This is a genomic window from Clostridium pasteurianum DSM 525 = ATCC 6013 (genome assembly GCF_000807255.1).
GTDB classification, from domain to species: Bacteria; Bacillota; Clostridia; order Clostridiales; family Clostridiaceae; genus Clostridium_I; species Clostridium_I pasteurianum.
In genome coordinates this window covers 2,488,365-2,503,078 of sequence record NZ_CP009268.1, presented here as the reverse complement: position 1 = coordinate 2,503,078, position 14,714 = coordinate 2,488,365, and the positions used below count along the sequence as shown (strand labels likewise).

The following is a 14,714-nucleotide window of genomic DNA, read 5'->3' as shown; positions in this document are numbered from 1 at the left end:
TAAATAAGTAGTATAGAAGAGGATATAAAATGAATAGTAAACTCACATATTATATAGAAAATGATGATGCAGATATTAAAATAAGGGAATATCTAAAGCATAAATTAAATTTATCTACAAGGTTTATAAAAAAGGCAGCTATAGAAAAGAGAATAACCGTAAATGATTGTGCAGTAAAAATGAATTATGTACTTAGACTTAAAGACAGAGTTGAAATAGATACTTTTAGAAAAGAAGAGCAGGATATAACTCCTGAAAAGATGGATATTGATGTAATATATGAGGATCAGGATTTGATAGTTGTAAATAAACCAGCTGGAATTGTGGTTCATCCTACTAGAAGTTATCCAGAAGGAACTCTTGCCAATGGGCTTTTATATTACTTTAAAGAAAGAGGAGAAAAATGTATAGTCAGGCTTGTAAGCAGACTTGATATGGATACTTCTGGATTGATATTAATAGCTAAAAATCAATTTTCCCATATGTCATTGGCTAGGGATATGAAATTAGATACTTTTAAAAAGGGATATTTAGCTGTAGTACAAGGTAATTTAAAGGAGAAATATGGAACTATTGATCTGCCAATATATAAACAAGAGAATAATATAAGAAGAGTAATAGATGACAGAGGACAAAGAAGTATTACTCATTACGAAGTAGTGGAGAGTTTTGCACAAGGCGAACTTGTAAAGCTACAATTGGAAACAGGCAGAACTCATCAGATAAGAGTGCATTTAAACAGTATAGGACATCCAATTTTAGGAGATACCTTATATGGCGGTGAAGACAATAATATTATAGCAAGGCAGGCCTTGCATGCGTATAAACTTACATTTCCTCATCCAAGGACTGATAAAATAATAGAGCTTTCAACAGATTTACCTGAAGACATAAAGAATTTAATAGAAATTCTTAGATAAATAGAGTCACTTATTCTAGAAGGAGTTCTTTTCTCTATCTGAAATTTAGAAATGCACTTTACAAATTGCTATAGTAATAAAAAATACTGTCTCATAATGCTTATACACATTATGAGACAGTATTTATTTTAATCTTTTGTATTTTATATATCTTTTTCTTCGAAGCACAGATTTTCTTTTAATTCTATAGAGATTCAACAAAAATAAAACTATCAATAAACCTATTATATAAATAATTTTATTATTTTTAATATTTTTTGAAATGGAGTTAATGGATGCAGTTTTAGGGTTATAATCTGAACTGCTCACAAGTTTTAGAGTTCCAATTTTTTCTGAATTTAATTTCATATTTAAATTTGAAACTACATCGCCTTTATGAAAATATTTATTCTCCAAGGAGGTTTCATCAAATTTAAATGTAGGCACTTTACTGGAAGTTGTATCATTCACATAATAAAAATCCTCTGAGGCTAAAAGTGAGATTCTATTTCCATCCCTTTCTTTGAAATAGGTTACTACGTCACCCTTTGAATACATTTTTTTTAATTGAAAATTTTGAAATCCATAATCAAAAAGAGCTCTTGTATCCTGAAAAAAAGTTTTATCTTTGCTATGTAAAATTGTTACTATAAGTCTATGATTATCTCTTGTGGCACAGGCCACGTAAGAATGAAGTGATTGTATAGTATAACCTGTTTTACCACCCTCTGTTCCCTCATAATAATATGAAGGAAAATTCTTATAGAGCAGTTTATTTTCATTATTAAGAGTTCTATCACGTTTTGTTAAATTGGGATCCGTTTTATTTGTAGGAGCCATAGTATAGCTGATTGTACTGGCAATTTCACCGAACTCTGGATGAGATGCAAGTTCTCTTAAAATTATAGCCAAATCTCTAGCTGAAACCTTATGATTTGGATTATACAATCCATTTGGATTTTGAAAACTGGCGGAAGTACAGCCAAGTTCTTTTGCCCTTTTATTCATAAGATTAGCAAATTCAGGAACAGAACCACTTATGTGATCTGCTAGTGCCACGGCAGCATCATTAGCAGAACGTAAAAGAAGGGCATATAATAAATCTTTTACGGTGATTTTTTCTCCATTTGCTATATTTATTCTGTTTCCATCCAATAGTTCCAAATCTTTACTGGTAAAATCATTGCTTACAGTAACTACATCATCCAGTTTGCAATTTTCTAAAGCAAGTAAAGCTGTCATTATTTTTGTAGTAGAAGCAGGGGGGAAGGCCTCATCTATATTCTTTCCATATAATATTTCACCAGTTGTGGCATCCATTAGAACCACACCATCTCCATTTATATTAGGCGGTGCTGGTGTGTCAGCATTAACAGTGTAAGTTGTGTTAGCAATTAATAATAAAAGCGTAACAGCAATTGTTATTATCTTTTTCATGCTTACCTCCCGAATTTATTTTTCTTGTAACAGTATAGCAAAAAAAATATGTTATGGCAAAATAATTGAAAAATGACTAATTTTTTTAGAGGTTGTTAATAATCTTAATAATCTATTCAGGAGGTAATTTTAGTGAATAAGAAGAAATTTTTAGGGTCTATTATAATATTATCTATATTTTTAATATTCCTATTTGTTGGATACAGATTACAAAATGAAAAGGCAAATTCAAAAAATGATAATATATCTATATATAAAGAAGAAAATATGGAAAACAATTATAATGAAGCGAATAATGAAATACAAAATACGAAAGATAGTGATGGAAAAAAGGAAATAAAAGCACAAATTTATGGAGAAATTAAAAATCCAGGAGTGTACTCCTTAAAAAGTGGTGACAGAATCAAAGATTTAATAGATCTAGCTGGCGGTTTTACAGAAAACTCAGAACCCTATAGTATTAATGGAGCAAAAAAAGTAGTGGATGGAGATAATATAGAAATTAAATCAAAGCAAGATAAATTAAAGGGAATAAATATAAATAAATCGGAAAGCAATTCATCTTTAAATAATTCAGGTGATTCAGGCTCTAATAATGAAAATGAAAAATTAGACATAAATTCTGCTTCAGAAGAGGATATAGTAAATAAAAAAATACCTGGAATAGCAAAGGGATTATCTAAAAAGATTGTTGAATACAGAGAAAAGAACAATGGAAGAATAAATTCCCAAAAGGATTTAGAAAAAGCCATAGGGCCAAAAAGGGCAGAAAAAATTATGGAATATATAGAAATAAATTAACAGTTCTTTAAATTAAAAGCAAATCATAAAATATTAAAGACGAAATTATTAAAGTTAGTTGAGCTGAGAGTTAGTAAATTGGAGGCTTTATTATGGATATAAAAAATGTAGTATCCAAATATAATTTTAGTATTCTAATATTGAGATTTTTTGCTATGATAATTGATATATTAATTTTTGCAGTAATTTTTTTATATTTGGAATTGGCATTTGAAGGAGAACTTAATATTAAGATGATTATAAGAATTTTCTCCGTTATACTTATATACTATTCACTTTTAGAAGGATTAACTGGCTATACTTGGGGAAAGCTTATAATGGGTGTAAAAGTTTTAAATAAGGATTTATCTGTGCCTGGGTTTTTAAAGGGAATAATACGTACATTTATAAAAATTTTAGAATTTAGTCCTTTTTTACTTTTTGGATTAGTGTCTGTAATATTTATTTTTATTTCGAAAGATAAGCGGAGACTTGGAGATGTATTTACTAATACTTATGTAGTAAGAATGAAGGACTTACAATTGTTATATTATAATAAAGAAAAAATAGATTCTGAAGAACTGAATTACACAGAAGTTATTTGCCATAATGTATTATTAAATAGTTGGATAAAGTTTATCAATTTAACAAAAGAGTTAAATATAAAAAAAATTATTGTAAAGCAGATAATTCCTATTATTATAAGTATAACTTTTATTTTAATTACTTATAAGTGTAGTGATTACATAAATATAAGCAGCAATAAAGTTTTAACTGGTTGTAAAGATAAATATGAAATAACATTACCAGAGGGGTGGGATGAGAATAGAAAACTCAATAGTGACGCAATTTTTCAGTTATCTAATGAAAAAAATAAAAACTATATTATCGTTATATCTGAAAACAAGGAAGATATTATAAAGGAACTTACTTTAGAACAATATTCTAATATTATTAAAAGCAATATACATAAGAGTATAGATAACGCTAGAATAGAAAATTCAAAAAATACAAAAATAAATAATCATAAAGGAATTCAATTTGAAATTACAGGATATATGAATAAGATAAAAATAAGATATCTATATATAATTCTTGAAACTAAAGATAATTTTCAACAGATAATAGCTTGGACATTGGATTCAAATTATAATTATGACAAAGAAAAAATGTTAAATATTATAAAAACTTTTAAAGAGGATGAAAATAAATTTAATGATAATGAAAGTATATAGAAAGTTTATATAATGTATCTAAACTTAATGGGAATGAAATCCCATTAAGTAAGAGCATTAATGTATAGATATACAACTTGAAATATATTTAGATTTTTCTACAATAACCTAGTCAAGTTATTGATTATTATCAATGTTTAATTAAGAATTTAGATATCTATACTATTTTAATAAAAGTATTCGTCATATAATCTATTGGTACAACCATAATCAATTAGTACAGGCTTTTTATCTAATATTCCCCAAGAGGAAATTGTTTTTACATCTGGATAGAGCAGGTCATAATGTTTTGCAATTTTTTTTAGAGTTTGAAAAAATTCACTATCTGGCCTAATGTTAGTGAATTCAAAAATGTTTCCATGTCTTACTCCAAGCATTTCCGTAAAAGGTAAAGCTTTTCTCATAACTACCATGTTTTCCTTATACCATACTATAGGACAAAAATATTTTTTATATTTTTCATCAATATTATTAAAAATGTAATTTTCAGTTCTAGATTGATATTTTCCAGTTCTATTTTTAGATATTTTGATTACAAAGTTTTCATCAAATTGGTAGACCATTCTGCTTGCACCTTGACCTAAAAAAGTATATTTATCCCTTAAATTGTGACGCAAACGATGGCGATCAACTGAATATAGACTTTCAAATATATCTACTGGAACATTTGAAGTATCCATAAAATCACCCCTATTGGTACTGCAGTATAATAATAAAATATCCTTCCTTATTAATATATAAAATCTTTTATGAAAGTGACTATGATTTCAAAATTTATAGTTAAAAATTTTCATATTTAATAAAATATAATATTTTAGTATAATAAAAATATATTAGTAATTAATGGAGGTAAATTTTTTATGACAGATTGGTGTAATCTATCATGGACTGATGTAGTGAATTTATTTCAAAGTGATAGTAATAAAGGCTTAGATGATAACAAAGTTTTAAAAAATAGAGAGGATTTTGGTTCCAATGAAATAAAGTTAAAGAAAAATAGATTATTTATAGATTTATCTAAAAAATTATTTAAACCGTGGATAATTTATTTGGTAATTGCTATTATTGTGCAATTTGTTATAGGTAGTTTTATTTCAGCAGTAATTTTATTGATTATACTTTCAACAAATATTTTTATAATTATTTTTAGAAAATATAGAAACCAGAAAATTTTTATATTGTTGCATAAGCTAAATTTTGGATATTGTAATGTAATAAGAAATGGTAACTTAATTCGTATAAAAAATACAGAAGTAGTAGTTGGGGATATAATTACTTATGAAAAAGGAAGTATTATACCAGCAGATGTAAGAATAACTAATTGTGATGAACTAATGGTAAGAGAAGAGTCAATTACAGGTGATCAAAATATAGTAGAAAAGTATTCTGCTAAAATTAATAAAAATGACTTAAATCAATCTGAGATGAAGAATATACTATTTAAATCTTCTACAGTTCATAGAGGAAGTGGGGAAGGCATAGTAGTAGCAGTAGGGCTAAATACAGAAATAGGCAAATATGTTAATCCTCTTATTAATATTTGCCAGAATAATAGTAGTTTTTATGAAAATACATACAATATACAAAATATTTTATCTATAATGGGATTTATAGGTTTAATAATAATATTTATTATTAGCAGATTCAGAGGCGATAATTATAATAATTACATAGGGATTTCGGCTGCTATTTTTAGTACATTAGTTCCTATTTACTCAATACTGATAGTAATTTTTATGTATTTTATTATTAGAAAAAAGAAAAAAAAAGAAAAAATATTTCTAAATAATATTGAAAAAATTGAAAGTATAGCTAATACAGATGTAATTTGTATGGATAAAATAGGAATAGTTACAAAAAAATTAATGATTTTAAAAAAGATTTATGATGTAAGTGAAATTCATAATTTAGAGAGAAATTTTATTATAAATGATAATACAAAAAGAATATTGGAAATAGGGATTCTATGTAATGATGTAAAAGATGAATGTAACTACAATGAAAAAGACGAACTTATGGAGAAAGCTTTTGTAGTGTTTGGAAATAAATATAATATAAAAAAGAGTATATTGGATGAAATTCACAAAAGATTACTAAAACTTCCCTATGAAGAAGAAAGCGGAATAAAAACTACAATAAACAAAGTTGATAAAAAATATAGAGCCTATATAAAAGGAGATTTAAAAGAAATTATAAAAAAATGCACTCATATTATGAGAAATGGTATTGAAAAGGAAATAACAAAAGAGGATATTGAGAATATAAAAAATTCTAATATAAGTTTATTAAGTGAAGGTCTTTATGTATTGGCTCTTGGTTATAGAAATTTTAATTATAAACCAAGCAGAAATGAGAATATAGAGAGTAATATGGTTTTTGCCGGATTAGCTGCTTTTGATAATCCAGTAATGAATCAATTTGAAAATAATCCTATTGAAAGATGTAGACCAATGACAATAAAACCTATAATTTTTACAGAGGAAAATAAGCTTAGTGCTGAGGCTTTTGGTAAAAAAATAGGAATATTAAATGCATCAGATATGGTTGTTTCTGATGTAGAAATTGATTATATGAATAAAACAGATATAGAAAGAGCTGTAGAAAAAGTTAGTATTTTTTCAAGAATAAAAGCTTACAATAAATTAAAGTTAATGAATGAATATATACAGCTAAATCATAAGCTTATGTTAATTGGCAATACCATTATAGATTTACCTTCGTTTATGACAGCTAATATACATATTTCCTTTGGAAATAAATGTAGTAATATAATAAAAGAAATTAGTGATATTTATTTTGAAAATATGGATTTTAATAAATTATTAGACTTGATAAAATCCAGCAAAAATTATATATACATTATAAGAAAAATTATTAGATGTCTATGTATATTTAGTCTTAGTGAATTTCTCATTTTTATTTTAAGTGTAATTTTTAATTCTGGTATACCTTTTAATTTAAAAAATATATTTTGGAATAATATATTTAATGGATTTTTACTATCTATAGCAATTTTTTTCTCATGTAATAATGGAAATAGAGATTATTATGAAATTGAAGATAGCGAAGATGATGTAATAAATGATGTTTCCTTTACATATGTTAGAAAAAATCTATTGTTAAATTCCATTTTATTAGGTGGTATAACCTTCTTAGGATTCTATGTTTCTAAAATCATGAAAAGTAATGCTTATGAAACAGTGGCTTTATCTATATTGTATTTTTTACAGATAATATTTATAATAAAAAGAAATTTGTTTAAAAATCTATATTTTAATGGAATAATATTAATTTATATTATAATTAATTGTGGTATATTATATACAAATTTTGCTAAAGATTTATTTGATTTAAAATTTATAAATAATAAAGATATAAATATTATTGTAGGAAGTTTAGTTTTATATGTATTAATTATATTAATCAAAAATATTTCAAAAAAAAATACAGAAATAATATGATTATATTTATTTAATAATTAATATGGATAGATTATATATATACAAATAGAGATTTGTTATTTTACATATATTATATTATATATTTTGTTTAAGGCCTTAGGTTATTGGATAAGATAATAACACGGAGGTGGATATTATGATGGAAGATATTTTTGAAACTGTTAGTGAAGACAGTAATACTATATATTTAGATATGCCTAAAAAAGACTTCTTATTTAAGTACGATAATTTAAATAGGGATTCAGCACAAAATTTGGTGGATAATTATTTTAAGGAAAAAGGCAGAGATGGTATACCTGAAGTTAAGGAAATAAGTATTGATGATTCTCGTGGAATAATGAAAATAACTGTAGCGGTTAATTATGATAGGAATTTTAAACTTGAGGAATATAAAATTCCAGATTCATTAAATGAGGCAAGAAAATGATGGATAAGCCTCTTGTATATTTTTGTATTTCCATGATAATGGGATGTATTTGTGCTTTGATTCTACAAATAAACTTATTTTTAGATGTAGCTATTGCTGCATCTTTTTTTATCATTATAGTGTTAAGCTGTGAAAAAAAGTATAGTTTTATCGTAATAGGATTTTTTATAATAGGATTCATAAATTTTAATTTATATTTTAAATTGGATTTAACCAATAAATCTAGTTATACCTTTAGAATTATTACAAAAAATAAATTTTATGCTACGGGAAATTATAAAGGTAGGAATATAAGTATTAGTGGAAATATTTTTGATGTTCAACAAGGAGAAAAAATAACTGTCACTGGAGAATTTGAAAAAAATATAGATTATGAGAATGGAAGTCTAGGTGATTTTAAAGTTAAATATGTTAAAGACAAACAGAGAGATACCATTTCCTATTTGTATTCCTTTAGAAAAAATATATATAATAAATTCTATTGGAAATTTGGAGAAAGAAATACTGCAAAAATAATGTCTGTAGCTTTTGGTGATACTTCTTATTTGTCTATGGAGGATAAATATGATTTTAAAAAACTTGGAATAGTACACGTTATAAGTGTATCAGGTCTTCATATGGCAATAATATTTAAAGTGCTGGAAAGCTTTTTAAATTTACAGATATCTATATTTATTTCCATTATATATACCATATTTACAGGATCTCAGGCAGCTACTTTGAGATCACTTATAATGATAATTGTATTAAAGCTATCTAAAAAACTTACTAAAAATTATGATGCTTTTTCGTCATTGAGTATAGCTGCTATGATTCTGCTTATGATTAAACCTTATTATGTTATAAATATTGGATTTGGGCTTTCATTTTTATCAACATTGGGAATAATTTTATTTTATAAAAAGTTATCTAAAGTACTATATAGACTACCCCTTAGATTAAATGAAAGTATAAGTTTGACTTTAAGTGCACAGTCTCTTTCTATGCCTTATGTTCTATTCAGTATTAAAAATTTTGCTTTAGGATTTCTTTTAGGGGATTTATTTATTATTCCACTATATTCTATTATTGTAATTCTATCAAATATAGCTTTAGTTGTAAGTTTTATAAAGCCTATTTTCAACCTAGTATGTGCATTTATCAATATTATAATGATGTCAATTAATGGAGGCACTGTATCACTGATGAAAGTATCTCCACCAATTGTATATATATCAACTATAAATACAATATTTATTTTATTTTTATATCCCTGTTATATACTTATGAAAAAAGGCTATGAAAAATTAAAATTTGCTCCTATAATATTACTTTTAGCTATAATAATTTATCAATATAACTTCTTTCCAAAGATAGATCATGTTGCTTTAAAAAATGGCAGCGGTTTTATAGTACGATATAGAGGTGAAGATATCTTAATAGCTAATTATGAAATAAAAGATGAAGATGAAAAGAGTAGATTGCAGGGAATGCTAAGCGTAGATACTTTTATGAGCAATTATAGTGAAGATTATAAAATTGCAATAGCTAAGTATTTAATTTATATACCTAAATGTCAAGGAAAGGAGAATAATATAATAAAAGTTATTAAAAAGGATAATAGGATTTCACTAATTGATTTTAAAGGGGATACTGTAAAGTATAAAACCATGAAGATGAATAAAAATTATGATATAATGAAAGTCAATATAAATAAAAAAAATAGAAGTATTGATTTACCTAAGAACAATATTAATTTTCAAATATTTGCAGATAGAGTTATAGTTTATACGGATTAAAAATTTTTTGAATTTTGTCTAGATGCAAATATGTAATATTGGAGGATGAAATGATTAATTTTTTAGATTTAGACAGTAGAATAAAAAAGACAATAGATAATTTTTATATATTTTGTGGTCATAATGAACAGATGATAAAAGATAGTATTAAAAAAATTGTTAAGCTTTCAGTAAATAATGATTTTTTAGATTTAAATTATTTTGAATTTGATGGAGTGGCTGTAACTTATGAAGAAATAATTAATTCCTGTGAAACGTTGCCTTTTATGAGTGATAATAAAGTTATAGTTGTCTATAGGGCAGATTTTCTTTCTGACAGAACTAAGCATATAAATAAAAATGGAGATACCATATTAAAAAAATTAAAAAAGTATAGTGAGGATTTCCCAAAACAAAGTATATTAATTATGTATTATGTTTTTGATAATGATAGGGAAAAAATCAGTAGTAAAGTAAAACGGTTAGATAAAAATGCTTGTGTAGTAGAATTTACTAAATTAAAAGGTGTTATGCTTCAAAATAAAGTAAAGGAAATATTTAATGAGAAAGGGAAAAATATTGACAGAACTAATTTAAGTTTTTTCTGCAGTGAAGTTGAAAATAATATGGATATAATTAAAAATGAGGTAGATAAGCTTTGTTGTTATACGGAAGGAAGAAATATTGAAAAACAAGATATTTTAGATCTTCTTCCACAAAAAAGTGATAATGATATTTTTAATCTTGTGGATTTTTTATCTCAAAGAAGACCGGAAAGAGCTATAGAAGTTTTATCAGAGCTTATTTATAAGGGAGAAAAAGCTACAAATATTTTATCGATGATAGAAAGACAATTTAGAATTATGATGAATTTAAAAATTGGTATGGAGAATAAAAGGGGAAAGGAGGAGCTAGCTAAAGAATATAGGCTTCATCCCTTTATATGCGAAAAGATGATGAGACAATGTCAAAAATACACGTTGGAACAAATAATAAAATCAGAAGAAATATGTATTGAAACTGAAAGGGAACTAAAAAGTCAAGGAAGTAATGAAAGGGTTAAATTAGAATTGCTTATAATAAAAAGTGCTATGGTTTAGTATATTAATTAGATATAATAAGCAAATCATTATAATAATTTTACAAAAAATAAATAGGCCGGTGCTTATACACCGGTTTATTTATTATGCAGTTAAAGCATTTAATTTTAGTGCTAATCTTGATTTAGATCTAGCCGCTTTATTTTTATGAATAACTCCTTTTGAAACAGCCATATCTAAAGATTTAACTACCTTTACATAATTAGCTTTAGCTTCTTCAGCTTTGTTTTCTGTAACTGCTAGTTCAAATTTCTTTATAACAGTTTTTAGAGCAGATTTTATCATCTTATTTTTAAGAGTCTTAGTTTGAGTAACTTTAATTCTTTTTTTTGCAGATTTTATGTTAGCCATTAATTTTCACCCCCTTATATTTTTATAACACTCGCTTTTGGGGAATATTATACGAGCTTTCTCCATATTTAACAAAAAATATTATAACATTAAAAAAAATATTCTTCAAGCATTAATCAGAAGTTATTTATAACTTTGTAAGTTAAATTAACAAAAAAGAATAGTTAAAATTTGTATGGGAAAGATAGATTTATAAATATTTAATGGGAGTGATTATTTTGAGTATAAGAACAGACCTTGCAGTAGAGGCAAAAGAAGTATATGAAAAGGAAAATAGCAGAAAGATTCAAGGGGTTGAAGTTTCAAACAGTAATAAAGGTAAAATAAAAATAACCAATGTAAAAGTAGTTACGGAAGAGGGAGCAAAAGCTATGGGTAAACCTAAAGGAACTTATATAACTATAGATATGCCTAGACTCATTCACTATGATATTGATGCTATGGATGATGTAAGCGAAGTTCTAGGGGAAGAACTTTCAAAACTTGTAAATTTGGAAGATAGTATGACGGCACTGGTAGTAGGACTTGGTAATTGGAACATAACTCCTGATGCTTTAGGACCTAAAGTTGTTTCAAAAATAATGATAACAAGGCACTTAAAGGAACTTGTACCGGATAGTATCGATGAGAGAATAAGGCCTGTATGTGCTTTGGCACCAGGAGTGCTTGGGATTACAGGTATGGAAACTAGTGAAATAATAAAAGGAGTAGTAGATAAAATTAAACCTAATTTAATAATATGTATTGATGCTTTGGCATCAAGAAAAATGGAAAGGGTAAACTCAACGATACAAATTGGTACTACTGGTATTTCACCGGGATCTGGTGTTGGAAATAGAAGAATGGAAATAAGTGAGAGAACACTGGGGATACCGGTCATAGCGGTAGGCGTTCCAACAGTGGTAGATGCAGCTACTATGGCAAACGATACTATTGATATGGTAATTGATCAGATGATTAATAGTGCAAAACAGGGAGGAGATTTTTATAATATGCTTAAAACTATGGATAAAAATGATAAGCAAAGTATGATAAAAGAAATATTAGATCCTTATGTAGGAAATCTTATGGTTACACCTAAAGAAGTAGATATGGTTATAGATTCTATATCGAAAATAATAGCAAATGGAATAAATATTTCTCTTCAACCTGCTCTTGGTAGAGAAGATATAGATAGATTTTTACAATAAATAAAAGTTATAAATACATATTATTTCTCATATAGTTTAATTAAGGCATATTGAAGCAAGATCTTAATTCAGGTGGGGATTCTTTTACCCCATCTGAATTTTAGAACTGCAAATGCATGGCTTACTTGGCGTTGAACTCCCACTTGAAGAAAAGCAGAGAGTCCAAATTTTAATTTGGTACGAATCGCTTTCACAGAGTGCGTGGGAGACTTACGCCAAGTTAGTCAGGTGAAAGAAATAATTGGATGTTGTTTTTATTTCTTTTGCTTTTTTATAAGCGGGAGGTAATGTGGATGATTAATAAAGGGATAAACCATGAGAAGAATAGTTTTACATTAATTTTAGGTCTTACTATAATGATATTTTCTATTTATATGTTCTTTAGTTTTTTTAATTTACAAAAAACTCAGCAAAGATTAACTGGCAGTAAAGGAAATATGTTCTATGTGCAGATGGTTAATTATGTTATGCCTATAGTTAAAGTTACAAATTTTGATGAAGAAGATATGGCAGAAAGTACATTTTCGCTAAAAAGTGGACTTTTAAATTATATAGGAATTAACTTAAGAAGTCCTGACGAAATTTTAAAAAAGGAAATATCTTATTTTAAAGAAGATAATAATTATGTAGCTTATAATGTTGATAATAGAATAAGTGATTTTAATTTGAAAGATAGTGATATAACTAAAACCAGTACAGACAACAATGTGAATAAAGATAATAATGAACCTAAGCAGATCTTTCAAATTTATAATCCTCAACTAAAGAAGAATTTAGATAATTCAAAGCCGGAAATACTTATATATCATTCTCATACCACTGAAAGTTATGGACAATATGGACCAGATAATCTTGATCCTACGAAAAATGTATGTGCCGTTGGAGATGAACTTGCTAAAGAGCTCTCTAATAACTATGGTATTTCTGTAATACATGACACCACTATACACAATGTTTTAGCTTATAATAAAAGTTATCAGAGATCAGGAGAAACTCTAGATAAATATTTAAAAAAATATGGGGATTTCAAAATGATAATTGATATACATAGAGATTCGGATCCCAATAAAGCTAATGTTACTGCCAATATAAATGGAGAAAATGTGGCTAAAATAATGTTTGTAATGGCTAGAAAAAATCCTCATTTTGATAAGAATATGTTGATTGTAAATTCTATGCTCAATACAGCAAAAAAGAATTTTCCAGGATTGACTATAGGAAATGGAATATATTACTATGATTATGGAATGAATTTTTTTAATCAAGCAAAAAGTAATAATGCATTTTTATTGGAAATTGGATCCACTCCAAATTCCCTTGATGAATCTAAGGCCTCATCAAAGTATATAGCAAGAATGATTGCAGAATATTTAAATGGAAAAAAATGAATAAAAACCATAAAAGAGTACATCCTTTAAATATCAGGAGGTACTCTTTTTATGAAAAGAAAAATATATTATATTTTTATTTTATTAATAATATTGGAAATAGTTATTGGACTGGGCATAAATAATATTGCTTTAAATAGAAATATATATTCTAATGAAATACATATGAAAGCCTCAGAAGTATCTTATAGAAATAAGATAAATAAATATAACTTAGATGATATGGAAAAAAAATTAGATTTACTTGAAGATAAAATGGATAATCCTGAGAAATATGAATCAGATGACACAGATATAGTTTTTAAGGTATATGTACCAAGATTTAGAATACTTTTTAGTATGAATCCTTTAGATTTAAGATTTGAAACTAAAAATTATAAAGTATATTTAAATAACAGCATAATGCGCAGCATAGAAAATGAAATAACTTATATGTCAAATATATTTGCAAAATTATTGAATAATATTATGGATAACTTAGGTAATAGTGATAAAAAATTCAATAATGTTAAATCTCAAATAACTTCATTTAAAGAAGGAATTTACCCAAGGACTGATTACTTTAATACTTCTAATTTTTTTAAGAGCATAGAAAGAATAATAGCCTCCTTGAAAAATGATTTCTAAGTATTTGAAATAAAACACTAGAATTTTATTTACAGTAATTAAAATTAAGATAAAAACCTTCG

At 26.0% G+C, this 14,714-nt stretch carries 13 protein-coding genes; 10 read left to right on the top strand and 3 right to left on the bottom strand.

Going from position 1 to position 14,714, the window contains the following annotated elements:
- Positions 1-29 precede the first annotated feature (29 nt).
- Positions 30-920: an RluA family pseudouridine synthase gene (locus tag CLPA_RS11325; protein ID WP_003441461.1), complete on the top strand. Its 891-nt coding sequence runs from the start codon at positions 30-32 to the stop codon at positions 918-920.
- A 123-nt stretch (positions 921-1,043) separates the two neighbouring features.
- Here CLPA_RS11325 and CLPA_RS11320 read toward each other — a convergent pair whose 3' ends face one another.
- Positions 1,044-2,336: a D-alanyl-D-alanine carboxypeptidase family protein gene (locus CLPA_RS11320; protein ID WP_003441465.1), complete on the bottom strand. Its 1,293-nt coding sequence runs from the start codon at positions 2,334-2,336 to the stop codon at positions 1,044-1,046.
- 132 nt (positions 2,337-2,468) lie between these two features.
- Between CLPA_RS11320 and CLPA_RS11315 the strand changes: the two genes are divergently transcribed.
- Complete coding sequence (locus CLPA_RS11315; RefSeq protein ID WP_003441468.1) at positions 2,469-3,137, top strand: ComEA family DNA-binding protein; 669 nt, start codon at positions 2,469-2,471, stop codon at positions 3,135-3,137.
- A gap of 92 nt (positions 3,138-3,229) precedes the next feature.
- Complete coding sequence (locus tag CLPA_RS11310) at positions 3,230-4,351, top strand: RDD family protein (protein WP_003441469.1); 1,122 nt, start codon at positions 3,230-3,232, stop codon at positions 4,349-4,351.
- Between the two features lie 167 nt (positions 4,352-4,518).
- Here the strand turns inward: CLPA_RS11310 and CLPA_RS11305 are convergent, their stop codons facing one another.
- A complete protein-coding gene (locus CLPA_RS11305; protein WP_003441473.1) occupies positions 4,519-5,031 on the bottom strand; it encodes a hypothetical protein in 513 nt (170 codons plus the stop codon).
- Between the two features lie 180 nt (positions 5,032-5,211).
- Here CLPA_RS11305 and CLPA_RS11300 point away from each other — a divergent pair, with 180 nt between their 5' ends.
- The 4 genes from CLPA_RS11300 (at position 5,212) to holA (ending at position 11,096) form a co-directional block, all read left to right on the top strand.
- Positions 5,212-7,812 carry a P-type ATPase actuator domain-containing protein gene (locus CLPA_RS11300; RefSeq protein ID WP_003441476.1) on the top strand — a complete coding sequence of 867 codons (2,601 nt, stop codon included), beginning with the start codon at positions 5,212-5,214 and terminating at the stop codon, positions 7,810-7,812.
- A gap of 136 nt (positions 7,813-7,948) precedes the next feature.
- Complete coding sequence (locus CLPA_RS11295; protein WP_034830006.1) at positions 7,949-8,239, top strand: hypothetical protein; 291 nt, start codon at positions 7,949-7,951, stop codon at positions 8,237-8,239.
- Entirely contained in the window at positions 8,236-10,017 is a 1,782-nt protein-coding gene (locus tag CLPA_RS11290) for a ComEC/Rec2 family competence protein (RefSeq protein ID WP_003441481.1), read from the top strand. The genes CLPA_RS11295 and CLPA_RS11290 overlap by 4 nt, the downstream gene beginning before the upstream one ends.
- Positions 10,018-10,067: 50 nt before the next feature.
- Positions 10,068-11,096, top strand: coding sequence for a DNA polymerase III subunit delta (gene holA / locus CLPA_RS11285; protein ID WP_003441483.1), 1,029 nt, complete (start codon positions 10,068-10,070; stop codon positions 11,094-11,096).
- A gap of 84 nt (positions 11,097-11,180) precedes the next feature.
- On the opposite strand, the gene rpsT is transcribed toward holA, so the two are convergent.
- Positions 11,181-11,447: a 30S ribosomal protein S20 gene (rpsT, locus tag CLPA_RS11280; RefSeq protein ID WP_003441485.1), complete on the bottom strand. Its 267-nt coding sequence runs from the start codon at positions 11,445-11,447 to the stop codon at positions 11,181-11,183.
- Positions 11,448-11,662: 215 nt separating this feature from the next.
- Here rpsT and gpr point away from each other — a divergent pair, with 215 nt between their 5' ends.
- The 3 genes from gpr (at position 11,663) to CLPA_RS11265 (ending at position 14,652) form a co-directional block, all read left to right on the top strand.
- Positions 11,663-12,637 (top strand): GPR endopeptidase, encoded by a 975-nt coding sequence (gene gpr, locus CLPA_RS11275; RefSeq protein ID WP_174548964.1) that lies wholly within the window; start codon positions 11,663-11,665, stop codon positions 12,635-12,637.
- Positions 12,638-12,930: 293 nt separating this feature from the next.
- Complete coding sequence (locus CLPA_RS11270) at positions 12,931-14,025, top strand: stage II sporulation protein P (RefSeq protein ID WP_003441490.1); 1,095 nt, start codon at positions 12,931-12,933, stop codon at positions 14,023-14,025.
- 51 nt (positions 14,026-14,076) lie between these two features.
- A complete protein-coding gene (locus CLPA_RS11265) occupies positions 14,077-14,652 on the top strand; it encodes a hypothetical protein (RefSeq protein WP_003441493.1) in 576 nt (191 codons plus the stop codon).
- Positions 14,653-14,714 lie beyond the last annotated feature (62 nt).